Consider the following 25,623-nt stretch of genomic DNA (forward strand, 5'->3'; position numbering starts at 1 on the left):
GGGGTTCGCTGCGTCTCGGCTTCTATCAGGCCCTGGCAGCGCAGCGTTAGGCGACGTGGACCGAGACCGATCCGGGGTCGAGCGCAAACTCCGCCCAGACCGCCGTGCCGATGAGGTCGCCGTCGGCCTGGAAGATCGCCGGATCGTGCATCTCCACGGTGACGGCGCGCGCCGTCGTGTAGCGAAAGGCTCCGTGCGGCTCGGTTCGTGGCTCCGGCGGCACGGGCTTGCGGGGCCCCTGATACGGCGTCAGCCAGCCGAGAAAGCGCGCGCGATCTCGGCCATACAGCGACCGCACCGCGAGCACGTCGAGCAGTCCGTCGTCGATCTCCGCCGTGGGCAGAAGGCGCAGCCCCGCCGTGACCGTTCCGCAATTGCCGACGACCAGGGTGTGCAGCCGTGCCGAGGTCGCCGGGCCACCGTCGAGACCGTAGGTGACCGACGCGCGCGAGCGACGATTCGCCGAGCGCAGGATCGGATTGACGTAGGCGAGCCAACCGAAGCGCTTCTTCGCCGACGGGTCGGTGCCGGAGACCATGTCGGCGTCCAATCCGAACCCCGCCATGACGAAGAACGGTCGGGTCCCCGAGCTGCCGTCGACGAGTCGATAGCTGAGCACGCCGACATCCATCGCCCGGTCCGTTCCGGTGAAGGCGATGCGGGTGGCTGCACCCAGGTTGCTGAGCGGAAGACGCAGATTTCGGGCAAGCAGATTCGCCGTACCGCAGGGCAGGATTCCGAGCGGAACGCCCGACTGACGCAGAGCGGATGCCGTCTCGCTCACGGTTCCGTCGCCGCCGGCAGCGATCACGAGCTCGACGCCGGCCCCGAGCGCATCGTCGACGAGTTCGGAGGTCGGCCGCTCGAGCGAGGTGGCCAGCCACAGTGACTCTGACCAGCCGGCCTTGGTCTCCCACGTCGCGACGATGCGCCGCAGGCGGAGGAGGTCGACGCGCACCGGGTTGTAGACGATGGCGGCGCGCCTCACGCCGTGCGTCCCTGCAGGGTCACAGCCCGTCGGAGGACTGTTCGGGGGCCAGCGCTGGCCAGAGGAACTCGAGCACGCTGTCGGCCCAGCCGTCGTCCGAACTGCTGCCGCGGATCGATTCGGCGATGAAGGTTCCGAGCAGCAGGCTCATCACCAGCTCGATGTCGAGGTCGGCGCGCAGCTCGCCCGACGCGCTCCGCTCACGCAGATTGTCGCGCAGTGGCTTGGTGTTTGCCCGGATGCGCTCGTGCAGCAGCGCGGCGAACTCCGGGTCTTCGTTGAGCATGATCGCGGCGACCGCCCCGCGTCCGACGATGTGCTCGATCATCTCCCGCGCGTGCACGAGAAACCACCGGAAGGTGTCGTAGGCCGAGAGCGAGGTGGGCACCGCGATGCGGATCGACGCAGCATCCACCACCGCACGCAGCAGCGCTTCCCGGTTGCGGTGTCGACGGTAGATCGTGGTCTTCGCGACGCCCGAGGTCGTCGCAACCGCCTCGATGCTCACCGCGAGCGGGCCGCCGTTGCGCAGAAGCTCGAGGGCAGCGTTGGTGATTCGAACGTCGACGGTCGTGTCAAGGTGCGGATCATCTGCGTGCGGTTGCGACTGATCGAGCTCGGTGAGAGGACTGTCGGTCACGGCAGTCCTCTCCACGCGGCTGATTCCCTCATCGTACCGGTCCAGCTATGTGCGCCCCGGGAGCCCAGCGGTTCAGGCGAAGGCGTCTACACCGGTGAGCTGAGCAGAGACAGCCCACAGCCGCGCTGCGTCGTTGCGATCTATCGCATGCGCGTCCACGCCGGCAACGCGCGCCGTCGGAGAGCCGGGCACGGTCGGGAGGGCGACATCGACATCCTCGAGGTAGACCCCGCCCATACCGTCGAGCTGAGGCGAGGTCGCGGCCCACACCGTGGTCGCCGCGCCCTGCTCGGGAGTCTTGAACCGGGAGTCTGGCACGCCGTTCTCGTCGATCCAGCCCAGAGCGCGCTGCTCTTCGAGCGGGAGGTGGCGCTGAAGCGGGGTGAGAATACCGCCGGGGTGTACGGCGAAGGCGCGAACACCCTGGTCGCGGCCCAGTGCGTCGAGCTCGATCGCGAACAGGCTGTCGGCGGACTTCGCCTGGCCGTATGCCTGCCACTTGTCGTAGCCCTGCTCGAAGTTCAGGTCGTCGAAGCGCACCGGTGAAAGCTTGTGACCGGTCGAGGAGAGCACGACGACGCGTGCGGGGGCGCCGGCGACGAGCGCGGGCCAGAGCAGATTCGTGAGCGTGTAATGGCCGAGGTGGTTGGTGGCGAACTGCGCCTCCCAGCCGGGCCCTACGCGAGTGAGCGGCGCAGCCATGATCGCGGCGTTGTTGATCAGCAGGTTGAGGGGGCGGTCGCTCGCCAGGAATCGTGCGGCAAAGCCGTGCACGCTCTCGAGATCGGCCAGGTCGAGAGCGTCGACCTCAACATCCGTGAGCCCCTCCGCGTCGAGCGCCTCGCGGGCGACCTCGGTACGGCGAGCGGGAACCAGCACCCATGCGCCGGCGCTGACCAGGGCACGAACGACCTCGATGCCGAGGCCGGAATAGCCGCCCGTGACGATCGCCTGCTTGCCGCTGAGGTCGATGCCCTGGATGACCTCCAGTGCGGTGCTGCGGGCACCGAAGCCCGACCCGATCGGATGCTGCGGGGTCTCTGTCCTGTCGATCTCTGTCATGTCGATCTCCTTGCTCTGCAGTGCTGTCGGTGCTGTGTGAGTGCTGCGCTGACGCTGTGCTGGCGGTGTGCCGACTACCAGGCGGCGGGTTTGTAGTCCTTGAGGAAGATGCCGGAGAGGTCGTCACCCGCCTCCCCGCGAACGATCGGGTCGTAGACGCGAGCCGCGCCATCGACAAGGTCGAGCGGGGCGTGGAAGCCCTCCTCGGCCAGCCGGACCTTGGTGGGATGCGGCCGCTCATCAGTGATCCAGCCGGTGTCGACGCTGGTCATCAGAATACCATCGGACTCCAGCATCTCCTTGGCGCTGGTGCGGGTGAGCATGTTGAGCGAAGCCTTGGCCATGTTGGTGTGCGGATGACCCGGGCCCTTGTAGCCCCGACCGAATTGCCCCTCCATGGCGGACACATTGACGATGTACTTGCGACGCGCCGCGGAGGCTGCCATCGCCGGCCGCAGCCGGGAGACCAGCAGGAACGGTGCGGTCACGTTCGCGAGCTGCACCTCGAGCATCTCCAGCGGGTCGACCTCGTGAACGAACTGCGTCCACGAGTTCTGGTCGTGGTGGTCGGGGACAAGGCCCCCGGCGTCGATCGCGGTGCCAGCGGCCAGGCGCTCGAGGCTCGAGGATCCGGCGGCGAGGGCCAGGTCGGTCAGCTCATCGGCGGTCAGGGCTAGTGCGCTGGACAGGATGGGGTGGCTGGCCACCGAGGCCGCGAGCGCCTGCGGGTGGGCGTCGTTCGTGTGGCCGAAGGTGAGCAGCTCGGGGAGGGGACCGTCGGGCAACGGGGCCGACTCGGCATCCGCCAATGGCGCGTACGAGCCGGGGGAGCGGCGAACGGTCTGCGCGGCGTTGTTGATCAGGATGTCCAGCGGTCCGGCCTCGATCATCGCGTCGGTGAGTCCGATCACCTGCGCCGGATCGCGCAGGTCGATGCCGACGACCCGGAGGCGGTGCAGCCAGTCCGACGAGTCCGGGAGGCTCGAGAAGCGGCGGACGGCATCGCGGGGGAATCTCGTCGTGATGGTCGTGTGCGCGCCATCCCGCAGCAGGCGAAGGGCGATGTACATGCCGATCTTGGCGCGGCCACCGGTGAGCAGGGCGGACTTGCCGGTGAGGTCGGTGCGGGCGTCGCGCTTTGCATGGTTCTCGAGCGCGCAGTCGGGGCAGAGCTGGTGGTAGAAGGCGTCGACCTGCGTGTAGTGCTGCTTGCAGATGTAGCAGGGTCGGGATTTGAGCAGGGTGCCGGCGGTCGGGGCCGCGACGGTGATGGCCAGCGGGATGCCGCGGGTCTCGTCGTCGATGCGATCGGCCGCGCCGGTGGCGGTGTTGGCGATGACGGCCTTGTCGGCGTCGGCGATCTCGGCGCGCTTTTCGAGGCGGCGGGACTTCTTGACCGACTTGAACATGCGGGCGGTGGCCTGACGCACGCGGATGAAGTCGACGTCGTCCTCGTCGAGCTGGTCCATCGAGGCGAGTACGCGGAGGGTGGTCTCGAGATCGGTCGGGTCGATGGCGGGATCGGAAGGCACGCGGTCGGAAGGCACGCGGTCGGAAGGCACGCTGTCGGAAGGCACAGAAGATTCTACGTCGGGGCGGTTGTGCTCTCGGGCGCCCAGGGGAAGTCAGGAGGCACGCCCCGGCCGTCGCTCAACAGGATCAGATGGCCGAATCGTCCGCCAACAGGACGGATTCGGGATTTTGGCGAGCTCCAGCATGTTGAGTGCATGCTGCCACCCGGTTCACGTCAGATCGCCACAGGCGCGGCCGTGAGACTGCGTGCCTTTGCTTTTGCCTTTGGGAACTCAGGACTTCGGCCGGACACCCACCGGCACGCGCAGCGGCTCGCACCTTCGGAAACTCAGGAATGTGGTCATCCCGTGTCTGGCGCTTGCCCGCGACGGCGCGCACTGCGAGGGCCGCGCGCGAACAGAGTCCTGAGTTTCCATAGGGCCATAGCAAAGCCCGGGCGACCAGAGTCCTGAGTTTCCGAAGGGGGAGCGGGCAGGGCGGACCGGGCCGGGCGGCAGCGGCGCGTGGCGGGCTGTGCCACGGTTGACCCATGGCGAAAAAGATCCTGCTCGACTGTGACCCCGGTCTCGACGACGCGTTGGCGCTGTTGCTCGCGCACGGCGATCCTGATCTCGAGCTGGTCGCCGTCACCACCGTGGGCGGCAATGTCGGTCTGCCGCTGACCACCAGGAACGCGCTCGAGTTGCGGGATTATCTCGGCTTCGACGCCCCCGTCGCCGCCGGGGCTGGCGAACCGCTGGTCGGACCGACCCGCGACGCGTCCGCGGTGCACGGCGAAACCGGTCTCGGCAGCACCAACCTCCCGGCCGCCACCACGCCGCTGGACAACCGTCACGCGGTCGAGGTCATCATTGACACCCTGCGCGCGCAGCCCGGCGCCATCCACCTGGTCGCCACCGGGCCGCTCACCAATATCGCGCTGGCGCTCAAGCAGGAGCCGGCCATCGCCCGCTGGGCGGCGTCGTTCACCATCATGGGCGGATCGTTCACCCGCGGCAATGCCACCCCGGCGGCGGAATTCAACATCTACGCCGACCCCGAGGCCGCGCGCATCGTGTTCGACGCCGACTGGCGCGTGACCATGATCGGCCTCGACGTGACACTGCAGGCGCAGGTGAATGGCTCGGTGATCGAGCGACTCGCCGCCCACGGGCTGCTCGCGGAGGAGTTCATCCTGCCGCTCGCCACCTTCTGGGCCGGCGACACCGACGGGCAGGCGGTGCACGACGTCTGCGCGGTCGCCTACGTCTCGCGTCCCGACCTGTTCGCCGGAAGGAGCGCCAGAGTGGATGTCGAGACCCGCGGCCAGTTCACCCTCGGGGCGACCGTGGTCGACTTCGAATCCGCCGAGCCGAACGCCTTCGTGCCGGTCAGCCTCGACGTTGCAGGGTTCTGGGCCTACGTCGAGCACGTCTACGGGCAGGTCGCCACAAACCATGGCTGACCTGCTGCTCGACCGCATCGACCGCACCGCCGCCTACGATCCCGACTCGGTCTTCGACCAGTTCGTCGAATGGGCGGGCGGGCGCGGGCTGAGCCTGTATCCGGCGCAGGAGGAGGCGATCATCGAGATCGTCTCTGGAGCGAACCTCATCCTCAGCACCCCCACCGGCACGGGCAAGTCGCTGGTCGCTATCGGCGCCCACTTCGCCGCACTCGCGCAGGGCAAGCGCACCTACTACACCGCGCCGATCAAGGCGCTGGTGTCGGAGAAATTCTTCGCCCTGGTCGAGATCTTCGGCGCCGAGAACGTGGGCATGGTCACCGGCGACTCCAGCGTCAACGCCGATGCGCCCATCATCTGCTGCACGGCGGAGATCCTCGCCAACCTCGCGCTTCGCCATGGCGAGGATGCCCCGGTCGACCAGGTGGTGATGGACGAGTTCCACTTCTACTCCGACCCCGAACGCGGCTGGGCCTGGCAGGTGCCGCTGCTGACGCTGCCGCGGGTGCAGTTCATCCTCATGTCAGCGACGCTGGGGGATGTCGACTGGCTCGCCAAAGACCTTACGAAGCGGAACTCCCGCGAGACCGCCGTCGTCACCGGGGTCGATCGCCCGGTGCCGCTGCACTATTCCTACGTCACCACGCCCGTGCACGAGACCGTCGAGGATCTGCTCGGTACCGCCCAGGCGCCGATCTATATCGTCCACTTCTCCCAGCTCGCGGCGCTGGAGCGGGCTCAGGCCCTCACCAGCGTGAAGATCGCGAGCCGGGAGCAGCGCGACGAGATTGCCGAGGCGATCGGCGACTTCCGCTTCACCACCAACTTCGGACGAACCCTGAGCCGCCTCATCCGTTCCGGTATCGGTGTGCATCACGCCGGCATGCTGCCCAAGTACCGCCGGCTGGTCGAGCAGCTCGCCCAGCAGGGACTGCTCAAGGTGATCTGTGGAACGGACACGCTCGGCGTCGGCATCAACGTGCCGATCCGCACCGTGCTGCTCACCGCGCTGACCAAATTCGATGGCACCAAGATGCGGCAGCTAAGCGCGCGCGAATTTCACCAGATCGCCGGTCGCGCGGGTCGCGCGGGCTACGACACCGCCGGCACTGTCATCGTTCAGGCGCCCGAGCACGAGACCGAGAACGCGCGCCTGCTCTCCAAGGCCGGTGACGACCCGAAGAAGATCAAGAAGATCGTGCGCAAGCGGGCGCCAGACGGCTTCGTGTCGTGGGGCGAGGCGAGCTTCCAGCGCCTGGTCGCGGCGCAGCCGGAGACCCTCACCTCGAGCATGCAGATCAGCCACGCCATGGTGCTGAATGTGATCGGTCGCGGCGGCAAGCCCTTCGACGAGCTGCGCGCTCTGATCGAGAACAACCACGAGCCGCGGCCGCGCCAGCGCGAACTCGCCCGGCAGGCGCTCGCGATCTACCGCACCCTGCGCACCGCCGAGATCGTTCAACAGAGTCCGGATGGCGCGATCACCCTCACCGTCGACCTGCAGCAGAACTTCGCGCTCAACCAGCCGCTCTCCCCGTTCGCGCTCGCCGTGTTCGACCTGCTGCAGCCGGCCGACCCTTCGACGAGTTCAGGGACCGCGGTGCAGACGAGCCCGACCTACGCGCTCGACCTGATCTCGGTGCTCGAGGCAACGCTCGACGACCCGCGCCCGGTGCTCTCGGCCCAGCAGCACATGGCCCGCGGCGAGGCCATCGCCGCGATGAAGAGCGAGGGCATCGAGTACGAGCAGCGCATGGAACTGCTCGAGGAGATCACCTGGCCGAAGCCGCTCGACGAGCTGCTGGATGCCGCCTTCCAGACCTACCGCGCGTCGCAGCCGTGGGTCGGTGACTTCGAACTCAGCCCCAAGTCGGTCGTGCGCGACCTGTATGAGCGGGCGATGACCTTCAACGACTTCATCGGTTTCTACAAGTTGAACCGCTCCGAAGGGCTGGTGCTGCGCTACCTCTCCGATGCATACAAAGCGGCTCGCCAGACCATCCCCGACGAGGCCAAGACCGAAGAACTGCTCGACCTCATCGAGTGGCTTGGCGAACTCGTGCGTCAGGTTGACTCGAGCCTGCTCGACGAGTGGGAGCAGCTGATCAACCCGGCTGCGGCACCGGATGTCGCGGCTCCCGTTCTGCCACCGACGCCGCACCACGTCACCAGCAACATCCGTGCCTTCAGGATTCTCGTGCGCAACGAGCTGTTTCGTCGGGTGCAGCTGGCCGCCCTCGAGGACTACGAGCAGCTGGGAGAACTGGATGCCGCGGCCGGCTTCGACGCGGACGCCTGGGGCGACGCCATGGACGCCTACTTCGAGGCGCACAACAACCTCGGAACCGGCGGCGATGCGCGCAGCTCCGCCATGCTCATCGTGGAGGAGGGCGCGCAGCAGTGGACGGTGCGCCAGATCTTCGACGACCCGGCCGGCGATCACGACTGGGGGATCAGCGCCACGATCGACCTCGCCGAGTCGAACGAGGCGGGAGTTGCGGTCGTGCGGGTGACCGGGGTCGGGATGCTGTAACGCCCTTCGACACGCTCAGGGTCGTTCGGCCATTCGTCCAGGCTATAGGCGAGCGTAGGCTCGCAGCATGACCGTGTGGAGGGATGCCGCAGACATCGTCGGCGACCGGCTCTACGCGATGCGCCAGCAGGCCCGGCTGCCGTTCGAACAGCAGAGTCCGGTGATCCGCTACCGCGGCGGTCGTCTCGCCCCGGTGCTCCTCATCCCCGGCGTGTACGAGACCTGGCAGTTCATGCGGCCGCTGGGCGACTACCTGCACGGGCTCGGGCATCCGATCCATGCGCTTACCGAACTCGGCTACAACCGGAAGACGATCGCGGCTACGGCCTCGATGGCGCAGGCGTATCTCGACGCGAACGATCTGCGCGAAGTGATTCTGATCGGGCATAGCAAGGGCGGCATCATCGGCAAGCACATGATGGTGACGGATGACGTCTCCGGCCGCATCGCGCAGCTGATCGCCGTCAACTCGCCCTTCGGCGGCTCCTCGCTCGCTCGGTTCGCGCCGAACCCGGCTCTTCGCGTCTTCGACCCGCGCAACGAACTGATCGTCACGCTCGCGAAGAACATCGACATCAACGCACGCATCACCTCGATCTACTCACGGCTCGACCCGATCATCCCGGGTGGCAGTCGCCTCGACGGTGCGACCAACATCGAGCTGCCCATGGTGGGTCACTTTCGGCCACTTGGATCGCCGGATTTATTCCGCGAAGTCGGCTCGGCCATAGCCGCGAGGTAGAAGAATAAGCCGCATGTTGCAGAGACATCAGAAGCTCGTTCTCGCCATCGCGATCCTCGCCTCCTTCGTCTCGTTTCTCGACGGCTCTGTCGTGCAGGTGGCCCTGCCGGCGATCCAGCGCGAGCTCGGCGGCGGTCTGAGCACCCAGCAGTGGGTGGTCGACGCCTACCTGATCACCCTCGGCTCGCTGATCCTGCTGGCCGGCTCGCTGTCGGATGTCTACGGCCGCATCGTCATCCTGCGCGTGGGGTTGATCGGTTTCGGCGTCGCCTCCATCGTCTGTTTCGCCGCCGTATCGCCGGAGATGCTGATCGCCGCCCGGGCGGTGCAGGGAATCGCCGGGGCGCTTCTTGTTCCGAGTTCGCTCGCGATCATCCTGTCGAATTTCACTGGGGCGGCCCAGGCGAAGGCGATCGGGCAGTGGACGGCGTTCACGAGCGTCGCCTTCATCGCGGGGCCGCTGCTCGGCGGGATCTTCGTCGACACGATCTCCTGGCGTTACATCTTCGCGATCAATGTGGTGCCGATCGCAACCGCCCTGGTGCTGCTCGCCGTGCTGAAGCAGAAGGATGTGCGCGATCATGGGGTGAAGATCGACTACCCGGGCGCGGTGCTGGGGGTGATCGGCCTCGGGCTCCCGGTCTTCGCGCTGATCGAACAGGGAAATCTCGGCTGGGGGAATCCCCTGATCTGGGGCTCGATGACGCTCGGGCTGCTCGCCTTTGCCGGGTTCATCGTTCGGGAGAGGTTCGCCAGGCAGCCGATGATGCCGCTCGGCCTGTTTCGGGTGCGCAACTTCGCGATGGGCAACATCGCCACTGCCGCCATCTACGCGGCCCTGTCGCTCGGTGGTTTCGTGCTCACCATCTTTCTGCAGCAGGTGGGGCAGTACAGTGCCCTGTTCGCCGGGCTCGCGTTTCTCCCGGTCACAATCATCAGCACCCTCCTCTCGTCGTATGTCGGAGCATTGGCCGGGCGACTCGGTCCGCGCTTATTCATGACGGTCGGGCCGATCATCGGCGGCCTGGGCTACCTGTACTTTCTGTTCTCCGACACGCGGCCGAACTACTGGACCGAGATTCTGCCCGGCGTGATCCTCTTCGGGTTGGGGCTCACGATCACGGTGGCACCGCTCACCAGCGCGATCCTCGGATCGATCAGCTCTGCCCAGTCGGGGATCGGCTCGGCCATCAATAACGCCGTTGCCCGGGTGGCTGGTCTGATCGCGACGGCACTCGTGGGAATCATCGCCGGAAGTCAGATCGGCCTTGGTGGCTTCGACCGCGCGATGATCGTGACCGGGGCTCTCCTGATCATCGGCGGAATCATTTCGTTCATCGGCATCCGCAATCTGCCCGCACTGACCGCATCGACGGATGCCGCGGCCCCCGCATCGCCCGCAGCCCCCGCCCCATCAGCAGGCCCGGGCGCCGTGCCCGCGCCCCCTGCCGGCGGGCCCGCGAGCTAGCCGTACGGTCAGCCGAGCAGGCGGTCGCCGCTGAACACCAGCAGCACGACGTTGACCAGCGCAGCGGCGATGATCAGCTGAAACAGCAGCCGCGTCGGCGGGCGCCGCAGCACGACCGCGATCGCGGCGGCGAGCAGGAGGGTGATCGCGAGGCCGACCCACTGCACCGGGATTTTCGCGCCAGAGGGACCGACGAAAGCGAACACCGCGCCCAGCCCGAGCGCTACCCAGATGACCACGCCGGATGCCCGGCGCCCGATGCGGTGCGGGAGCCCGGCGATGCCGGTGCGGGCATCGTCCTCGAGATCGGGCAGCACGTTGGCAAAATGGGCTGCGACGCCGAGCATGGCGCCGAGGCCGAACGCCCACGGCGCCGCGAATACCGGGTCCGGTCGCGACAGCGTGGCGACGGAGGGCAGCAGGCCGAAGCCCACGATATAGGGCAGCACCGAGATCGGCGTGTTCTTCAGGCCGGCGTTGTAGGCCCAGGCCGCGCCGATGAAGACCGCATGGGTGATGGTCGCCCAGAGCCCGAGTGGCACGGTAAGCAGCACTCCCAGGGCGGCGGCCGCGATCGCGCTCGCCCGCACCAGGCGGACGCTGACCAGACCAAGCGCGACTGGCTTGTCGGTGCGTCCGACCGCCCGGTCTCGCTCGGCATCCAGCCAATCGTTGGAGAGCCCGACCGAGACCTGGTTGGCCAACACCGCGAGGCCGAGCAGCACGATGCGCCACGGTGCGAGGTGCAGGCCGATGCCGAGCAGCACGGCGACGACGGTGACTGCGAGTCCCGGCCCGGGATGTGTCGACAGCGCGAGCGCGCGGAGTCGAGAGGCCATGGGCCCATGTTACGTCGACGCAGCCTCAGCTTCGGCGGCGCGGCCCGCGGTGAGGGGGCCTTACTTCGCACTAAATTGGGGGCATGACGTTTGTTCCATCTGCCGGCTCGCTTGCCGAGTTGTTGCCGGGTAGCTGGCACATCGGCGCCACCAATTTTCCGATGTGGCTGCGCGGCGACCGCCTGAACCCGACGCTCAGCTACGAAGTGCGCTCCGAACAGCCGCTCAAATTTCTCGACACCGTGACGTACAGCACTCGGGCAGGCGTGCGGAAGTCGATCGTGGGGGTCGACACCCTCCGTGGCGACGGGCTCGTATGGCGCGGGCGCGGAATCCTGTTGCCGTTCCGCAGCCACTGGAAAGTCGAGGGGACCGGGCCGTCTGACGAGTTCGTCGTCACCCGGTTCTCGAAGTCGCTGGTGACTCCGGCCGGTGTCGACATCATGGTGCGGCACGGTGCCAGGCTCGATTCCCAGGAGCTCAGAACCATCGTCGCCACGAGCGCAGGCGAGTTCGGTCTCACCCCCGAGGACCTCGCGACGCTCACCTGGCTCGAGCTGCCCGCCAGCGCATAGCGCGAAACCTAGCCCGCGAAACCTAGCGCCGCGAGTACCTCTCGGGGCCTCTCGACCGGGCCGAAGTGGCCGCAGTCCGGGATGACCGTGTGCACGGAGTGGGGCAGGAGTCGGCCGAGCTGATCCAGGTCGGAGGGGGAGACGAAGACATCTCGATCGCCCTTCAGCGCGCGCACCGGGCAGCTGATTGCGCCCCAGAGCGCCTCGGCAGGATACGCACGGGTCGCCCGGGCCGCCGCGCTGAACGACCGCGGTCGAAGCTCGTGCGCGAGAGCGTCGATCTGTGATCGCGGTACCCGAAACGGATGCCGGAACAGCGGGGAGGTCGCCAGCCGCAGCAGCCCGATCCGGTCGACGCCCCGCACGAACGCGCGCCCGGAAGCACCGAGCGGCGCGAGCACCTGCATCACGCGCCACAGCATGACGAAGCCCGGTAATTGCCCGAACCGGCGCAACGGATGCTCGACCGTCCGCATCACCGAAAACGTGGTTCCCGACACGAGGCCGACATCTCGGGTGCGCTCGGGCCACGTCGCCGCCATGTGCAGCGCGACGAAGCCGCCGAGCGAATGCCCCACGAGGCGCCACTCGGTGTACCCGAGCCGAAAGACGACGTCGCGCACCAGCGTGCTGATGGCGAGCACGGTCTGGTCGGCGTGTGCCGCGAGCGTCGCCGAGCCCCAGCCCGGCAGATCGAGCAGCACCGTCTCGCCGAGGTCGACACCGTCTTCCCGTGCGGCGAGAAGGAGCGGAGTCCAGGTGGTCCACGACCCGGCGGCACCGTGCAGAAACACCGTGGCGATCGTCGACTGCCGCGCAGGGGGATGCCGCGCGACGCAGCTTCCCAGGTCGCTCGAGACCGTCGTCGTGACCAATCCGAAGGCGGAAGGATCGGTGTGTAGCTCGAAGGGGCCATAGCCGGGAACGGCGGTCAATCCGGGTCTCCGACGATCTCGTCGCGCACCCGGCGCAGATCCTCGAGCAGGAAGCCGACCAGCACCCAATTCTCCTCGTCGGGGCGCAACACCACCAAGGGCGCGGTCAGGGCGGGGAGCTCCGCGGTCACGGGCGGCGGTTCGTCCGCCCCGCGGGGGGTCCGGGTCAGCAGCAACAGGTCGTGGGCGGCGCGGTCGAGTTCCGTGGCGATCGACTGCACCACGGCATCCGCCGTGAGGGTGACGTCGTAACGGTCGCGCACGGCACGCGCCATGCCGGGAACCCGGGTGGCGAGCACGGTAAGGGTGTCGAGGAAGGCGCGGTCGCGCACGAGCTGCCGGCGATGCTTGCCGCCGCGGGGGTTGAGCGTGAGGCTCTCCTCTGCGCTGTCCAGGCCGGCAGCGGCCGTCTCGCGCAGACCGCGAAGGGTGCGGGCTCGCTCGAGCACCGCCTCCACGCCCGTGCTGTCGGTGGGGGTACGCAGAATGCGGGCGAGATCGCTGAGGGTTGCCGCGATCTCCTCGGCAAGCCGGGTGACCGCGTCATGGGCGGGACCGAACAGCACCGGGGGCACGACGAGCACATTCACGGCGAGGCCGATCACGGCGCCGATCACCGTCTCCACGATTCGGTCGAACGCGTAGCCGGGGGTCTGCAAGCCGAGGGCGAGCACCAACATCGCGCTGATCGGAATCTGGTTGGCCGAGCCCGGGGAGAGTCGCAAGGCCCAGGCGAGCAGCAGGGCTACGACGATGATGCCGAGCACCACCCAGGTGGAGTTGCCGAACAGATCAGCCGCGGCGTAGGCGAGCAGAACACCGACGATGACACCGACGCTGCGCTCGACGCCCTTGGCGAGAGATTGGTTGACGCTCGGGGCGACGACGAGCAATGCCGCAATCGCGGCGAAGATCGGCAGCGGCTGATTCAGCAGCAGTGCACACGCGAGCCAGGCGACGACGGCGGCGATGGAGGTCTTGACGACCTGCAGCAGCGGGCTGCGAGATGATGCTCGCAGGGAGGCGATCGGTCGCATCCTGCCAGAGTATCCCGGGTGTTTCGTATCCTCGGGTGTTTCGGTTGCCCCGGCTATTTCGTTGAAAGCTGGTATCCGCTCGGGAGGCTGGATCCCGGAGTCGTCGAGGAGGCCGTGGTGGCGCTCGCGGCCCCACCGACGGCAAGGCTGAGCGCTAGGGCACTCATGACGATGCCGACGGCAGAGACTCCGCTCGCCACTGCCGAGGCGGGGGTAAGACCTCGGTCGCGGCGGGCGTTGCGCACGATGACCGCGATCACCACGAGGCTGACGGTTGCCAGGGCAACCGTCAGCATCAGCGGGACGGTGAACGCGGCGCTGACCGCGGGTACGGTTTCGAGCGCTCGATTCATTTCTGTGTTCCTCTCGGGTAAGGAACTACTCGTGTCGGGTGCACGAGCGGATGTCGCTGTCCGCATTTCGGGGGACTGCGGTGGCGACTCATCGAAACTAGCAGCGGCACATTCTCGAACTCAACTCGTCGATGGCCCCAGTTCGGGGGTGTGGTCGGATGTTTTCAATAGTGAACTAATCATCCGGCGGTGGAATCGGCGACAAACTCGGGGGCGGGCGACGATATCCGCAGTTTCAGCGACGATATCCACCACCGATTGGCCGCGAAAGCAGCAATTCGCCGTCGGACGCTGAGGTGAGAGAGTTCTCATCGATGCCTCCCGGGGCTCTCATGTACGCAGAAGACCGTTGTACTGTGACCAAATGGTCGCCAAAGAAAGTGGGCCGCAGCCCGCGAAAGAGGCAACGATCATGCGTACTCGAGCGAAATTCATTATTACCGGTGTCGCCACCCTCGCGATTCTGAGCATCGGCACCGCCGGAGCGGTCGCCGCGACCAGTTCGCTCGGGGTCACAGATCAGACCGGCCGGGTGCAGCAGATCGATTCGGTGACGACGGGGAGCGACGACAGCACTGCCGCCCCGACGCCGTCGCCATCGACCAGCACCGACCCGAGCGGCACTTCCACGGTGGCGCCCGCCTCACCGGTCTACATCGACGACGATGGCGGCGATCGGCCCGACGGCGTCTCCGACGATGGCCCCACCCACGACGTGAACGACGACCACGGCGGCACCAGCGGCAGTGGCTTGGATGACAGTGGCTCGAATGACAGCGGCTCCGGTCACGGCGGCAGCAGCGGCCACGGCAGCGACGACTAAGCCGCACCCGGAGCACCGCAGCCCTTCGACGAGCTCAGGGACCGTACGGTCCCTGAGTTTGTTCGAAGGGCGGGCCTGTCGAAGGGCCAGCTCGTCGAGCGGCCGACGCATCGAAGACGGCGTCAGCGCAGCCGATAGCCCATCCCGCGCACCGTCTCGATTCGATCGGCGCCGAACTTGCCGCGCAGGTAGCGCACATACACATCCACCACGTTCGAGCCGGGATCGAAGTCGAAGCCCCAGACTCGGCTGAGCAGTTGCTCGCGGCTCAGCACCTGATCGGGATGTCGCAGAAATTCTTCGGCCAGCCCGAATTCCCGGGCAGATAAGTCCACCTGCGCTCCGTCTACGGTCGCCCGCCGAGTGCGGGTGTCAAGACTGAGCCCGTCGTGGCTGAGCGTGGCATCACCCACGTGGCTGGCATCCCGTAGTCGCAGACGAATCCGTGCGAGCAGTTCGTCGAATCCGAACGGTTTGGCCATGTAGTCGTTGGCGCCGCCTTCGAGGCCCGCCACGGTATCCGCCCGGGAATCGCGCGCGGTCAGGATGATCACGGGCAGCGTGGAGCCGGATGCCCGCAGCCGTCGCAGCGCGTCGAAGCCATCGATGTCGGGCAACCCGATGTCGAGAACCATCAGATCGAACGAGCCGGTGCTGGCGAAGTCCACCGCATCGAGCCCGGTCGCCACGACGCGAGTGCTGAAGCCCGCCGCGCGCAGGCCCTTCTCCACGAACGAGGAGATGCGTTCCTCGTCCTCCACGATCAGGATTCCGCTCATGGTCGCCCCTCCGATATCGGCAGTACCAGGGTGAACGTAGACCCGACCCCCGGTGCGCTGTCGAGCAATACGGTACCGCCGTGAGCCCGCGCAATCGCGGCGACGATCGCGAGCCCGAGGCCTGAGCCCGTCTCACCACGCCCGCGCTGCTGCGCGGTGCCGCGGCGGAAACGCTCGAAGATTCGCCCGTGCGCCTCGCTCGGGATGCCCGGGCCGACATCCCTGACCCAGAGCAGAAGGGAGTCTCCCGACACCCGGCTTCCCAGCTCGACCCGCGTTCCGGGGGTGGCATAGCGATCGGCGTTGGACGCCAGCTGCAGCCATGCCTGGGTGATGCTGTCCGCATCGAGTCCGGCCACGGCCTCTGCGGTTTCGGTCAGTGACCACGAGCGGCCGTCACGAGCGCCGTCGAGAGCGGACACCTTGGCGTACACGCTCTCGGTGAGGGAGGCGACATCCGTCGGCGCGATATCGACCGCGGTGTCGCGCGTCGCACGGGCGAGCAGGGCGATGTCGGCGACCAGACCCCGCATGCGATCGACCTCGTCGAGGGTGAGGTCGCGCGTCGCGCGTACCTGTTCGGCGTCGACCGCGTCGAGCAGCTCGAGGTGGCCGCGCACGATGGTGAGAGGCGTGCGCAGCTCGTGCCCGACGTCGTCGAGCAGGCGCCGCTGCCCGACGATGGCGTGCTGCATCCGATCGAGCATGGCATTGACGGTGCGGGTGAGTTCGGACACATCGTCGTGCCCCGACAGCGGGATTCGCTCGTCGAGGTCGGTCGCGGTGATCCGCTCGGCGGTCTCCCGCAGCACTCGCAGCGGACGGAGCAGCCGACCCGCCACGAACCAGCCCACGATCGCCACGACGATGAGGGCGCCGAGCGACACCAGCGCGAAAGTGGCCGAGGCCTCGGCGATCGGGGCCAGCTCGGCGTCGATGCTGAACGCGGCGACGTAGAGCCCCGTGGCGCTGTCGCCAGCCGCGCTCACCGGCACGGCGATGTAGCGCAGCGCGCCCTGATCGGTGATGGTGGTGCCGATCACCACACGACCTTTCGTCGTCTCGCGGTTCACTCGATCGATGAGAGCGGTGTCTTTCTCCAGCGACAGCCCGACCTCGCTCCCCGGGATGACTGCGGCGCGCCCGTCGACGATGCCGAGAATTCCCTCATTGGTATCGGGGGTGATCTGCTGGATGGCGGCGCCGAGCAGGTCGCGCACGGTCGCGAAGTCGGTGCCGGTGGCGATCGAGCGCAGCCGGGAAGCGGTGTCGGTGAGGCGAGTGTCGACCTGCGACAGCACCCGCTCGCGCTGCAGCAGAAACGAGGTGCCGCCAGCGACCGCCATGCCGAGGGCGGTGACCACGAGGATGACGGCCAAAATGCGCACACGTACCGGCACGGTGATTCTGCGCACAGAATTTTTCGGCCCCGTCGATCCCTCTCTGGAGCGCATGCTCTCATTATGGGTTGGCAACGCCGCGATCGTCGGCAGATGAGAGGGCTCTCATCCGTTCCGCCGCTCATCCATTTCACCGCTTAGGCTGCCGACATGGATCTCGAGGATGTCGCCGTCAGTCCGTTGCTCGACGGGGCCAGCCCGGCGCTCGCCGGAGTGCTCTGTGTGCCAGACGGCGCCGGACCGTGGCCGGCCGTGGTGATCGTGCACGAAGCGTTCGGGGTCACCGAGGTGATGCGTCGCCAGGTGCAGCGGATGGCCGCGGCCGGCTATCTCGTGCTGATGCCCGACCTGTTCACGGCGGGCGGCGCACGCAGGTGCCTCACCGCGACGTTCCGGGCGATGGCCAGCGGGCAGGGGCGGGCCTGGGTCGACATCGAGTCAGCCAGGCAGATGCTGATGGCGCGGGACGACTGCACCGGCCAGGTGGGGGTGCTCGGCTTCTGCATGGGCGGAGGCTTCGCGCTCGGCGCCGCCACCCGCGGCTTCGACGCCTCGTCGGTCAACTACGGACGCCTGCCGAAAGACATGGACTCCGTGCTCGCCGGCGCCTGCCCGATCGTCGGGAGTTATGGTGCCCGCGACGGTTCGCTGAAGGGCGCGGCCGCGAAACTCGATACCGAGCTGACGAAGCTCGGGGTGGTGCACGACGTGAAGGAGTACCCGACCGCCGGCCATGCCTTCCTCAATGACGCGATGGAGGGCTCGAAGGCGACACAGTTTCTCCTCGGCCGCTTTCTCGGAATGGGGCCGAACCCCGAGGCCGCCGTAGACGCGTGGCAGCGCATCGACGGTTTTTTCGCCGAGCACCTGAGCACCTGAGCACCCCGAGCAGCCCGAGCACCTGAGCGCTAGAGCGACTTCTCTCGCGCCATCGCCGCCGCGATCGCATCGGCCGCCCGCACCAATGACAGGTGCGAGTATGCCTGCGGGGTGTTGCCGGCCTGACGTCCGACAGAGACGGCGTACTCCTCGCTGAGCAGGCCGACGTCGTTGGTGAAGGCGACGAGTCTGTCCATCAGCTGCCGGGCATCCTCGAGCCTGCCGCTGCGGGCGTACTGCTCGACCAGCCAGAACGAGCAGGCGAGAAACGGATGCTCGCCGGACGGCAACCCGTCCACTCCACTCTCGGTGAGGTAGCGCTTGAGTAGGCCGCCCTCCATCAACTCTGCTTCGATCGCGGCGACGGTGCCGAGCATCCGCGGGTCGTTCGAATCGATATAGCCGACCTGTGGCAGAAGCAGCAGCGACGCGTCGACGGCCGATCCACCGAAGAACTGCGTGTAGCTGTTCTTGGCGACGTCGAAGCCGCGACTCTCGATGTCGTCTCGCACTTCGTCGCGCATGCGCTCCCAGAGCTCGACGGGGCCGTCGAGACCGTACTCGCGCACCCCGTTGATGGCGCAGTCGAACGCCGTCCAGATCATCACCTGGGAGTGGGTGAAGTGCCGCTTCTGGCCACGGATCTCCCAGAGACCGTTGTCGGGCTTGCGCCAGTTCTTTTCGACGAACGACATGAGGGCGCGCTGTAGCGGCCAGGAGGACTCGGTCTCTTTGATGCCGCGATCACGGGCGCCGCGCAGGGCGAACATCACCTCGCCGAAGATATCGCCCTGGTACTGCCGCCAGGCATCGTTGCCCACCCGCACCGGAGCCGCGCCGTGGTATCCGGGCAGGCTGTCGATCTCGCGTTCGGTGAGACGGCGTTCGCCGGAGAGCCCGTACATGATCTGGATGTCCGCGGGGTCGCCGGCTACCGCCCGTAACAACCATCTCCGCCAGGCGTCGGCCTCGGCGGCATAGCCGTGCTCCATGAGCACGCCGAGCGTGAGAGACGCATCGCGCAGCCACACGTAGCGGTAGTCCCAGTTACGCTCGCCGCCGAACTGCTCCGGCAGGCTGGTCGTCGCCGCGGCGACGATGCCGCCGGTGTCTTCGTGCGTGAGTGCGCGCAGCACCAACAGTGAACGGTGAACCTGCTCGCGATAGACCGGTGACGCCGTGCTCATCGAGGCCCAATCCCGCCACCACTTCTTGGTGTAGCGCAGCCGCCGCTGCACGTCGAGTGGCTTGGGGATGTCGCGGTGCGCGGGGAACCAGGTGAGGGTCATGTCGACGACGTCACCCTCGTTCACGGTGAGTTCGGAACGATGGCTGTGGTCTCTCGCCGTGAATTCCGCGCCGCGGACGACCACGGCATCCGGACCGGCGACCGCGACCAGAGCGGGCCCATGCTCGTCGGGTATCTGCCGCATCCACGGGATGGCGTTGGCATAGTCGAATCGCACCCGTAGCTCCTGGGCCATCACCACGCTGCCCCGGATGCCGCGGATGCGACGCACCAGGTCGGCGCGCCGGTCGCCGATCGGCATGAAGTCGACGACCTCCACCTCGCCATCGTCGGTGACCCATCTGGTCACGAGCACGAACGTGTCCTCGATGTAGGCGCGGCTCGTCTCGAGCACTGTTCCCTGCGGGGCGAGTCGCCAATGCCCGTGATCCTCGGTGCCGAGGAGAGAGCCGAACGTCGATGCAGAATCGAACCGCGGCAAACAGAGCCAATCGATGCAGCCGTCGCGCCCGATCAGCGCAGCCGTATGGAGGTCTCCCACCATCGCGTAGTCCTCAATGCGCAACGCCATGCTCGCCAGTCTTGCAGAGGTAGCCTGAGCGCATGAGTCACGGCATAGGAACACTCATCATCCTCGGTGCCGGTGGAGACCTCACCGCTCGCCTGCTGCTGCCCGGCCTCGGCCAATGGTTACAGAGTTCGCGGGGTCACAACGTCGAGCTCCTCGGCGTCGGGTACGACCCGATGACGGATGCCGACTGGCGCGCCAGAGTGACCGCCGCGTTTGCTGCGGGGGGAGCATCCGCTGCCGTGTGCACCAAGCTCGCCGCGCGGACGCGCTATCTGCAGGCCGACGTGACCCTGCCCGATGACCTGGAACGCGTTCTCGGCGAGGCCGAGGGCACGCCGGCGCTGTACTTCGCGCTGCCGCCCAAGGTCACCATCGCCGCCTGTGCCGCCCTCGGCAAGATCGAGATCCCCGAGGGTCTCGTGTTGGCGCTGGAGAAGCCCTTCGGAACCGATCTGCGCAGCGCCAAGACGCTCAACCGGCAGCTGCTTAAGCTCGTGCCGGAGAGCCAGATCCACCGGGTCGACCACTTTCTCGGCAAATCGACGGTGCTCAACATCCTGGGGCTGCGGTTCGCCAACCGCATCTTCGAACCGATCTGGCGCGCCGACCATATCGAGAGCGTCGAGATCGTCTTCGACGAGACGCTCGCGCTGGAGGGCCGAGCCGGCTATTACGACAAGGCCGGGGCGCTGGTCGACATGATCCAGAGCCACCTGCTGCTGGTCATGGCCGTGGTGGCGATGGAACCGCCGTCGAGTGTCGAGGCGGACGACCTGCGCGGGGCCATGACGCAGGCTCTGCGCGGCGCCCGGGTCTGGAAGGGCGACGCTGTCACGGGCGCTCGCCGCGCCCGCTACCGGGCCGGAACGATCGACGGCCGAACCCTGCCGGCCTATGCCGACGAGAAGGGGGTCGACCCGAAGTCGGAGACCGAGACCCTGGCCGAGGTCATGATCGCAATCGACAACTGGCGCTGGGCCGGAGTGCCCTTCGTTCTGCGCTCGGGTAAGGCGTTGGCCACCCGTCGCCAGGAGATCGTCATCACCTTCCGGCCGGTGCCGCATCGCCCGGACGGTCTCACCGGAGACCCGGGCCCCGCCCGACTGCGCATCAGCCTGAGCCCAGACACGATCAGCCTCGACCTGAACATCAACGGCGAGGGCGACCCGTTCAGCATCGGCCGGGTCAGCTTCGACGCGGACTTCGCTGGGGGAGACCTTGGGCCGTACGGTGAGGTGCTCAATGGCATCCTCACCGACGATTCGACCCTGTCGGTCGGCGCAGAGGAGGTCGAGGAGTGCTGGCGAATCGTCGGGTCGGTGCTGTCGGCGTGGCGTCGGGATGCCGTGCCGATCCAGACCTACGCGGCAGGATCGGCCGGTCCGAGCGCATGGAAGCGCCCGCTCTGGAAGTGATCGGGCCCTAGCGTGTGCCCTCTTCGCCGAGAAGTTCTCTGGCGAGCCCTGCACCATCCGGCGAGTAGACCCAGCGCACCACGCCGGTGCGCTGTTCGGCCTTGCTTCGCCCACCGGCGAGTACCGCCTCGCTGTTCGACAGCTGACGGATGGCGATCGCCTCGACGTTCTGCTCGTGCTCGGCCTGGAACTCGCCGTAGATCTCCTCGTCGTGCTGTCCGTCGTCGCCGACCAGCATCCACTTGATGTCGGGAAACTCGTCGGCGAGGCGGCGCAGGCTCTCGGTCTTGTGCTGCCGTCCGCTGCGGAACCACCGGTCGTGCGTCGGCCCCCAGTCGGTGAGCAGCAGGGGGCCGGCCGGGTAAAGGTTGCGGGAGAGGAAGCGCGTGAGCGTCGGCGCGACGTTCCAGGCTCCGGTCGACAGGTAGATCACCGGGGAACCGGGATGCTCGCGGCGCAGCCTGTCGTAGAGCACTGCCATCCCCGGCACCGGTCGGCGCGCGTGCTCATCCAGCACGAAGGTGTTCCAGGCTGCGAGGAAGGGCCGGGGCAGGGCCGTCACCATGACCGTGTCGTCGATGTCAGAGATGATGCCGACGCGCGATGCCGGGTCGACGATGAAGACCGGCGCCTCGACGGTCTCCGAGTCATCCGTCACGATGCTGATGGTGTGCCAACCCGGCTCAAGTTGAACGTCGACGACATGGTCGACGACCCCGCCGCGATCGGCGGTGACCCGAAACTCGCTGTCGCCGATGCGAACCGTGACGGCGACGTCGTTCACCGGCACACTCGTGAAGCTGCGCCATCCTCGGATCTTCTTGTACTGCGCTCGCCCGTCAGACGAGGGGCGCGTCAGCAGCACCCGACACAGCACGCGTACCCACCCCGCGGCGCCGTAGCCGGTGTAGGGGATGACCGTGGGCACGTAGCCGCGACGGCGTGCGCGTTTCTCACGGAACGCGTGGGCGCGATCTTCCCAGCGCGCCGCGAGATGCATTATCGGCTCGGCCGCCTGGGGCACGACGGAGTCTTTGCGGAACCAAGCCATTTGCCCAGTCTTCCATGCCGCGCCACGCGCAGACCGATGATCGTGGTTGTGGTCACATGCGAATAAGTTGTCAACCAAGAATTAATGTGATGCCCCCTCACCGGGGGCGCGGTAGGATTTCTCGTGATTGGAAAAGAGGTCTGCCTTGCCCGAACGCACTCTTGTCGCCGAAGTACCGGATGGCGTCGCCCTACTGCGTAACGAACCCGTACAGGCGCGCAGCACCGCGCGCCTCGCCACTCTGCTCGATGCTGCGGCCGCCGTCGTCGACGAGGTCGGGTACGAACGCCTCACCACAGCCATGGTCGCTGAGCGCGCCGGCGCCTCGATCGGCACCGTCTACCGCTACTTTCCGGATCGCGTCGTCGTGCTGCAGGGGCTCAGTGCCCGCTACCAGCAGCAGTTCGGCGAGCGGGCCGTCACCATCGCGCAGGACCCGCGCTACAAGACCTGGCAGGATGCCGTCTCCGCGATCATCGACGCCGTCGCGTCCGATTTCCGACGCGAGCCCGGTTTTCGTTCTCTGCGCTTCGGCGACGTGCTCGACCTCGGACAGGCTCCCGGCAGCCGCTCCGGCGTGTCGTCGATCGCGGGTCAGATCGCGGCGGCGCTCACCGCGCGATTCGACCTGAGCATCGACGATCTGCAGCATCGGCTGGATGTCGCGCTCACCATTGTGGACGCGCTGTTCTCCCGCTCGTTCGCCGAGAAGCGATCCGGTGACTCGAAGTTCCTCTCCGAGGGCAAGGCGCTCGCACTCGACTATCTCGGTACCGCGGCCTGACCTGGGCTAGCACGCAGGTTCCGATACACGCCGCCGACACAAAGCGCAATGGTGGGCCATCCGATAATGACGGTGGTGCCGAATAGTGTTTAGCTAGTCAGGTCCGGCAAGTGTCGATTCGCGTGTCAGCGAGGAATGAGCCGAGGTTACCCATGATGCGCCAGCGTTGCACCATCGTCGCGAGAACGTCGTCCGCGTGATCGAATTCCGCGAGGTCTCCAAACAGTTTCCCGACGGCACGCTTGCCGTCGACAAGTTCAGCTTCACCATTCCGTCACGGCGTCTGGTGGTGTTCGTGGGGTCGTCTGGGTGCGGCAAGACGACCATCCTGCGCATGATCAACCGGATGATCGAACCCACCGGAGGCCAGATCCTCATCGACGGCGAGGACATCGCCGACCGTGACGCGGTCAAACTGCGCCGCAGCATCGGATACGTCATGCAGCAGTCCGGTCTGCTCCCGCACCGCAAGATCGTCGAGAACGTGGCCACCGTGCCACTGCTCACCGGAGTGCCCAAGAAGAAGGCCTATGCGGATGCGCTGGAGCTGCTGAATACGGTCGGTCTCGACCCTGCGCTGGCGAATCGCTACCCGGCCCAGCTCTCGGGCGGCCAGCAGCAGCGCGTCGGAGTCGCGCGCGCGCTCGCGATCGACCCGAACATCCTGCTCATGGACGAGCCGTTCGGCGCGGTAGACCCCCTGGTGCGAGCCGAACTGCAGACCGAGATCACGCGACTGCAGAAGGAACTCGACAAGACGGTCGTCTTCGTCACTCACGACATCGACGAGGCTTTTCTGCTCGGCGATCAGGTCGTCATCTTCGAAAAGGGCGGCATCATCGCTCAGCAGGGCACACCCGACGAGATTCTGGCGCGGCCGGCGAGTGACTTCGTCGCCGAATTCATCGGTGCAGATCGGGGCAAGCGCCGCCTCAGCGTTTCCGACGTGCCGGCGCGCGATGGCGAGCTTCTCCTCGTCGATCAATACGGCCACCCGGCCGGTCTGCTCGAGAGTAACGATCCGCTGCTCGCCGGCACCGGCCCGAAATCTCGTAGCGTCTCGAACAAGACGGACCAGGCGGGAGACGCCTAGTGGACTGGGTATGGACGAACTTCGGACTGATCTGGGGTTTGACGCTGAGCCAGGTATGGCTCAGCGCTCTCCCGGTCGTGATCGGATTCGTGCTCTCCATACCCCTCGGTTACCTGGCCAGCCGCTCGAGGGTCGCGCGGTCGATCCTGCTCAGCGTGGGCGGCATCCTGTACACGATCCCTTCGCTGGCGCTGTTCATCGTGATCCCGGTAATCATCGGAACGTCCCTACTCGACCCAACCAACGTCATCATTGCTCTAACCGTCTACGCGGTGGCAATCATGGTGCGGTCGTCGGCTGACGCGTTTGCCTCTGTGCCGGGCTCGGTACAGGATTCCGCAACCGCGGTCGGCTTTTCGCGAGCACAACGGTTCTTCGCCGTCGACTTCCCGTTGTCGGGCCCGGTTCTACTCGCCGGGATCCGAGTGGTGTCGGTCAGCACTGTAAGCCTGGTGAGCGTCGGATCCGTGATCGGTGTGTCCAGCCTGGGCTTCCTCTTCACCGACGGATTCCAACGAAAGTTTTATACCGAGATCTGGGCCGGGATCGTCGGAACGCTTGTGGTCGCAGCGGTGTTCGATATCGTGCTGGTACTCATCGGACGTGCTCTGATGCCGTGGAACCGACGGGCAACTCCGAACTTGGCTCGGATCGTCGGCAGCAAGAGATCGCTGGTGCCGCATAAATGAATCTCTTCATCGAAGGCTTCGCCTGGCTCTTCGACCCGATGCACTGGGTCGGCGGTTCATCGATCGCGGTGCGCCTGGGTGAGCATTTCCAGTACACCGGAGTGAGTCTGTTTTTCGCAGCCCTCATCGCGGTCCCGCTCGGCCTGTACATCGGGCATACCGGCAAGGGGCGAGGAATCGCCATCGCGGCCAGCAATGTGGCGCGCGCGTTGCCCACGCTTGGGCTCCTCGCGGTGTTGATCCTCTCCCTCGGGATTGGGCTCATTCCCGCTGCGATCGTGCTCGTCATCCTCGGCATCCCTCCGCTGCTCGCGGGTGTCTATGCGGGGATCGAGTCGGTCGATCCGCAGACGGTCGACGCCGCACGGGCGATGGGGATGACCGAGTTGCAGATCCTGCGCAAGGTCGAGGTGCCGCTGGGCGCGTCGTTGATCTTCGGCGGTTTCCGCGCCGCAACACTCCAGGTGATCGCTTCCGCGGTCGTCGCCGCGTACTTCTCGCTCGGAGGGCTCGGCCGGTTCCTCGTCGATGGGCTGGCGCAAAACAACAATCCCCAGCTGGTCGGTGGTGCGATCCTCGTCATCGCCCTGGCGCTGGTCGTCGACGGCGTGCTCGCCATCATCCAGAGATTCGTAGTTCCGACTGTGTCCAGCGGAACTCGGAGCACCAAGCGCACAGCACGCGGGGGAGCGATTCCTCCCGTGGCGCAGTCCAGGACACTCATCAAGGAAGGTCACTAAT

24 protein-coding genes are annotated in these 25,623 nt (G+C 67.0%); 12 read left to right on the forward strand and 12 right to left on the reverse strand.

Going from position 1 to position 25,623, the window contains the following annotated elements:
- Positions 1 to 46 precede the first annotated feature (46 nt).
- The 4 genes from IV501_RS02775 to IV501_RS02790 all read right to left on the reverse strand — a co-directional run bounded on the left by IV501_RS02775 (position 47) and on the right by IV501_RS02790 (position 4,222).
- Positions 47 to 988 carry a diacylglycerol/lipid kinase family protein gene (locus tag IV501_RS02775; protein WP_200554874.1) on the reverse strand — a complete coding sequence of 314 codons (942 nt, stop codon included), beginning with the start codon at positions 986 to 988 and terminating at the stop codon, positions 47 to 49.
- 19 nt (positions 989 to 1,007) lie between these two features.
- On the reverse strand, positions 1,008 to 1,628 hold the full coding sequence (locus IV501_RS02780) for a TetR/AcrR family transcriptional regulator (RefSeq protein WP_200554875.1): 621 nt from the start codon (positions 1,626 to 1,628) through the stop codon (positions 1,008 to 1,010).
- A gap of 72 nt (positions 1,629 to 1,700) precedes the next feature.
- Complete coding sequence (locus tag IV501_RS02785; RefSeq protein ID WP_200554876.1) at positions 1,701 to 2,690, reverse strand: SDR family NAD(P)-dependent oxidoreductase; 990 nt, start codon at positions 2,688 to 2,690, stop codon at positions 1,701 to 1,703.
- 74 nt (positions 2,691 to 2,764) lie between these two features.
- A complete protein-coding gene (locus IV501_RS02790) occupies positions 2,765 to 4,222 on the reverse strand; it encodes an SDR family NAD(P)-dependent oxidoreductase (protein ID WP_307812146.1) in 1,458 nt (485 codons plus the stop codon).
- Positions 4,223 to 4,752: 530 nt separating this feature from the next.
- Here IV501_RS02790 and IV501_RS16070 point away from each other — a divergent pair.
- The 4 genes from IV501_RS16070 to IV501_RS02805 all read left to right on the forward strand — a co-directional run bounded on the left by IV501_RS16070 (position 4,753) and on the right by IV501_RS02805 (position 10,410).
- The gene (locus IV501_RS16070) at positions 4,753 to 5,667 is read left to right on the forward strand and encodes a nucleoside hydrolase (protein ID WP_234698100.1); all 915 of its coding nucleotides are present in this window, start codon (positions 4,753 to 4,755) and stop codon (positions 5,665 to 5,667) included.
- Positions 5,660 to 8,200, forward strand: coding sequence for a DEAD/DEAH box helicase (locus tag IV501_RS02795; protein WP_234698101.1), 2,541 nt, complete (start codon positions 5,660 to 5,662; stop codon positions 8,198 to 8,200). The genes IV501_RS16070 and IV501_RS02795 overlap by 8 nt, the downstream gene beginning before the upstream one ends.
- A gap of 67 nt (positions 8,201 to 8,267) precedes the next feature.
- Positions 8,268 to 8,942, forward strand: a complete 675-nt coding sequence (locus tag IV501_RS02800; RefSeq protein ID WP_200554878.1) for an esterase/lipase family protein — start codon at positions 8,268 to 8,270, stop codon at positions 8,940 to 8,942.
- A gap of 13 nt (positions 8,943 to 8,955) precedes the next feature.
- Positions 8,956 to 10,410 (forward strand): MFS transporter, encoded by a 1,455-nt coding sequence (locus tag IV501_RS02805; protein ID WP_200554879.1) that lies wholly within the window; start codon positions 8,956 to 8,958, stop codon positions 10,408 to 10,410.
- Positions 10,411 to 10,418: 8 nt separating this feature from the next.
- Here IV501_RS02805 and IV501_RS02810 read toward each other — a convergent pair whose 3' ends face one another.
- On the reverse strand, positions 10,419 to 11,249 hold the full coding sequence (locus tag IV501_RS02810) for a UbiA family prenyltransferase (RefSeq protein ID WP_200554880.1): 831 nt from the start codon (positions 11,247 to 11,249) through the stop codon (positions 10,419 to 10,421).
- A gap of 83 nt (positions 11,250 to 11,332) precedes the next feature.
- Here IV501_RS02810 and IV501_RS02815 point away from each other — a divergent pair, with 83 nt between their 5' ends.
- Positions 11,333 to 11,824, forward strand: a complete 492-nt coding sequence (locus IV501_RS02815) for a hypothetical protein (protein WP_200554881.1) — start codon at positions 11,333 to 11,335, stop codon at positions 11,822 to 11,824.
- Between the two features lie 8 nt (positions 11,825 to 11,832).
- Here the strand turns inward: IV501_RS02815 and IV501_RS02820 are convergent, their stop codons facing one another.
- From IV501_RS02820 to IV501_RS02830, 3 genes are read right to left on the reverse strand one after another with little or no spacing between them, the layout of a single operon-like run.
- Positions 11,833 to 12,759 (reverse strand): alpha/beta fold hydrolase, encoded by a 927-nt coding sequence (locus IV501_RS02820; RefSeq protein ID WP_200554882.1) that lies wholly within the window; start codon positions 12,757 to 12,759, stop codon positions 11,833 to 11,835.
- The gene (locus IV501_RS02825) at positions 12,756 to 13,796 is read right to left on the reverse strand and encodes an FUSC family protein (protein WP_200554883.1); all 1,041 of its coding nucleotides are present in this window, start codon (positions 13,794 to 13,796) and stop codon (positions 12,756 to 12,758) included. Before IV501_RS02825 ends, IV501_RS02820 begins: the two co-directional genes overlap by 4 nt.
- Positions 13,797 to 13,849: 53 nt before the next feature.
- Positions 13,850 to 14,149: a hypothetical protein gene (locus IV501_RS02830; protein ID WP_200554884.1), complete on the reverse strand. Its 300-nt coding sequence runs from the start codon at positions 14,147 to 14,149 to the stop codon at positions 13,850 to 13,852.
- Between the two features lie 364 nt (positions 14,150 to 14,513).
- Between IV501_RS02830 and IV501_RS02835 the strand changes: the two genes are divergently transcribed.
- Positions 14,514 to 14,972 carry a hypothetical protein gene (locus IV501_RS02835; protein WP_200554885.1) on the forward strand — a complete coding sequence of 153 codons (459 nt, stop codon included), beginning with the start codon at positions 14,514 to 14,516 and terminating at the stop codon, positions 14,970 to 14,972.
- A gap of 122 nt (positions 14,973 to 15,094) precedes the next feature.
- On the opposite strand, the gene IV501_RS02840 is transcribed toward IV501_RS02835, so the two are convergent.
- Both IV501_RS02840 and IV501_RS02845 read right to left on the reverse strand, forming a co-directional pair.
- Positions 15,095 to 15,751: a response regulator transcription factor gene (locus IV501_RS02840; protein WP_200554886.1), complete on the reverse strand. Its 657-nt coding sequence runs from the start codon at positions 15,749 to 15,751 to the stop codon at positions 15,095 to 15,097.
- Positions 15,748 to 17,166 (reverse strand): sensor histidine kinase, encoded by a 1,419-nt coding sequence (locus tag IV501_RS02845; RefSeq protein ID WP_200554887.1) that lies wholly within the window; start codon positions 17,164 to 17,166, stop codon positions 15,748 to 15,750. Before IV501_RS02845 ends, IV501_RS02840 begins: the two co-directional genes overlap by 4 nt.
- A gap of 135 nt (positions 17,167 to 17,301) precedes the next feature.
- Here IV501_RS02845 and IV501_RS02850 point away from each other — a divergent pair, with 135 nt between their 5' ends.
- On the forward strand, positions 17,302 to 18,030 hold the full coding sequence (locus IV501_RS02850; protein WP_200554888.1) for a dienelactone hydrolase family protein: 729 nt from the start codon (positions 17,302 to 17,304) through the stop codon (positions 18,028 to 18,030).
- 29 nt (positions 18,031 to 18,059) lie between these two features.
- On the opposite strand, the gene IV501_RS02855 is transcribed toward IV501_RS02850, so the two are convergent.
- On the reverse strand, positions 18,060 to 19,850 hold the full coding sequence (locus IV501_RS02855) for a glycoside hydrolase family 15 protein (RefSeq protein ID WP_200554889.1): 1,791 nt from the start codon (positions 19,848 to 19,850) through the stop codon (positions 18,060 to 18,062).
- Between the two features lie 32 nt (positions 19,851 to 19,882).
- Between IV501_RS02855 and IV501_RS02860 the strand changes: the two genes are divergently transcribed.
- Positions 19,883 to 21,265: a glucose-6-phosphate dehydrogenase gene (locus tag IV501_RS02860; protein WP_200554890.1), complete on the forward strand. Its 1,383-nt coding sequence runs from the start codon at positions 19,883 to 19,885 to the stop codon at positions 21,263 to 21,265.
- A gap of 7 nt (positions 21,266 to 21,272) precedes the next feature.
- Here the strand turns inward: IV501_RS02860 and IV501_RS02865 are convergent, their stop codons facing one another.
- Positions 21,273 to 22,316 carry an App1 family protein phosphatidate phosphatase gene (locus IV501_RS02865; RefSeq protein WP_234698102.1) on the reverse strand — a complete coding sequence of 348 codons (1,044 nt, stop codon included), beginning with the start codon at positions 22,314 to 22,316 and terminating at the stop codon, positions 21,273 to 21,275.
- Positions 22,317 to 22,461: 145 nt separating this feature from the next.
- On the opposite strand from IV501_RS02865, the gene IV501_RS02870 reads away from it, so the two are divergent.
- The 4 genes from IV501_RS02870 to IV501_RS02885 all read left to right on the forward strand — a co-directional run bounded on the left by IV501_RS02870 (position 22,462) and on the right by IV501_RS02885 (position 25,622).
- Positions 22,462 to 23,100: a TetR/AcrR family transcriptional regulator gene (locus IV501_RS02870; RefSeq protein WP_200554891.1), complete on the forward strand. Its 639-nt coding sequence runs from the start codon at positions 22,462 to 22,464 to the stop codon at positions 23,098 to 23,100.
- A gap of 196 nt (positions 23,101 to 23,296) precedes the next feature.
- A complete protein-coding gene (locus IV501_RS02875; RefSeq protein WP_200554892.1) occupies positions 23,297 to 24,193 on the forward strand; it encodes an ABC transporter ATP-binding protein in 897 nt (298 codons plus the stop codon).
- Entirely contained in the window at positions 24,193 to 24,882 is a 690-nt protein-coding gene (locus IV501_RS02880) for an ABC transporter permease (protein ID WP_200554893.1), read from the forward strand. The genes IV501_RS02875 and IV501_RS02880 overlap by 1 nt, the downstream gene beginning before the upstream one ends.
- Positions 24,879 to 25,622: an ABC transporter permease gene (locus IV501_RS02885; RefSeq protein WP_200554894.1), complete on the forward strand. Its 744-nt coding sequence runs from the start codon at positions 24,879 to 24,881 to the stop codon at positions 25,620 to 25,622. Before IV501_RS02880 ends, IV501_RS02885 begins: the two co-directional genes overlap by 4 nt.
- The last annotated feature ends 1 nt before the right edge of the window (position 25,623 follow it).

Source organism: Lacisediminihabitans changchengi, assembly GCF_016634425.1.
Classification (GTDB): Bacteria; Actinomycetota; Actinomycetes; order Actinomycetales; family Microbacteriaceae; genus Lacisediminihabitans; species Lacisediminihabitans changchengi.

What these genes read in the sequence shown, in the direction of transcription:
- IV501_RS02785 (WP_200554876.1), bottom strand. Translation starts at nt 2,690, where the DNA reads ATGACAGAGATCGACAGGACAGAGACCCCGCAGCATCCGATCGGGTCG.
- IV501_RS16070 (WP_234698100.1), top strand. Translation starts at nt 4,753, where the DNA reads ATGGCGAAAAAGATCCTGCTCGACTGTGACCCCGGTCTCGACGACGCG.
- IV501_RS02795 (WP_234698101.1), top strand. Translation starts at nt 5,660, where the DNA reads ATGGCTGACCTGCTGCTCGACCGCATCGACCGCACCGCCGCCTACGAT.
- IV501_RS02800 (WP_200554878.1), top strand. Translation starts at nt 8,268, where the DNA reads ATGACCGTGTGGAGGGATGCCGCAGACATCGTCGGCGACCGGCTCTAC.
- IV501_RS02805 (WP_200554879.1), top strand. Translation starts at nt 8,956, where the DNA reads ATGTTGCAGAGACATCAGAAGCTCGTTCTCGCCATCGCGATCCTCGCC.
- IV501_RS02810 (WP_200554880.1), bottom strand. Translation starts at nt 11,249, where the DNA reads ATGGCCTCTCGACTCCGCGCGCTCGCGCTGTCGACACATCCCGGGCCG.
- IV501_RS02815 (WP_200554881.1), top strand. Translation starts at nt 11,333, where the DNA reads ATGACGTTTGTTCCATCTGCCGGCTCGCTTGCCGAGTTGTTGCCGGGT.
- IV501_RS02825 (WP_200554883.1), bottom strand. Translation starts at nt 13,796, where the DNA reads ATGCGACCGATCGCCTCCCTGCGAGCATCATCTCGCAGCCCGCTGCTG.
- IV501_RS02830 (WP_200554884.1), bottom strand. Translation starts at nt 14,149, where the DNA reads ATGAATCGAGCGCTCGAAACCGTACCCGCGGTCAGCGCCGCGTTCACC.
- IV501_RS02835 (WP_200554885.1), top strand. Translation starts at nt 14,514, where the DNA reads ATGGTCGCCAAAGAAAGTGGGCCGCAGCCCGCGAAAGAGGCAACGATC.
- IV501_RS02840 (WP_200554886.1), bottom strand. Translation starts at nt 15,751, where the DNA reads ATGAGCGGAATCCTGATCGTGGAGGACGAGGAACGCATCTCCTCGTTC.
- IV501_RS02850 (WP_200554888.1), top strand. Translation starts at nt 17,302, where the DNA reads ATGGATCTCGAGGATGTCGCCGTCAGTCCGTTGCTCGACGGGGCCAGC.
- IV501_RS02855 (WP_200554889.1), bottom strand. Translation starts at nt 19,850, where the DNA reads ATGGCGTTGCGCATTGAGGACTACGCGATGGTGGGAGACCTCCATACG.
- IV501_RS02860 (WP_200554890.1), top strand. Translation starts at nt 19,883, where the DNA reads ATGAGTCACGGCATAGGAACACTCATCATCCTCGGTGCCGGTGGAGAC.
- IV501_RS02865 (WP_234698102.1), bottom strand. Translation starts at nt 22,316, where the DNA reads ATGGCTTGGTTCCGCAAAGACTCCGTCGTGCCCCAGGCGGCCGAGCCG.
- IV501_RS02885 (WP_200554894.1), top strand. Translation starts at nt 24,879, where the DNA reads ATGAATCTCTTCATCGAAGGCTTCGCCTGGCTCTTCGACCCGATGCAC.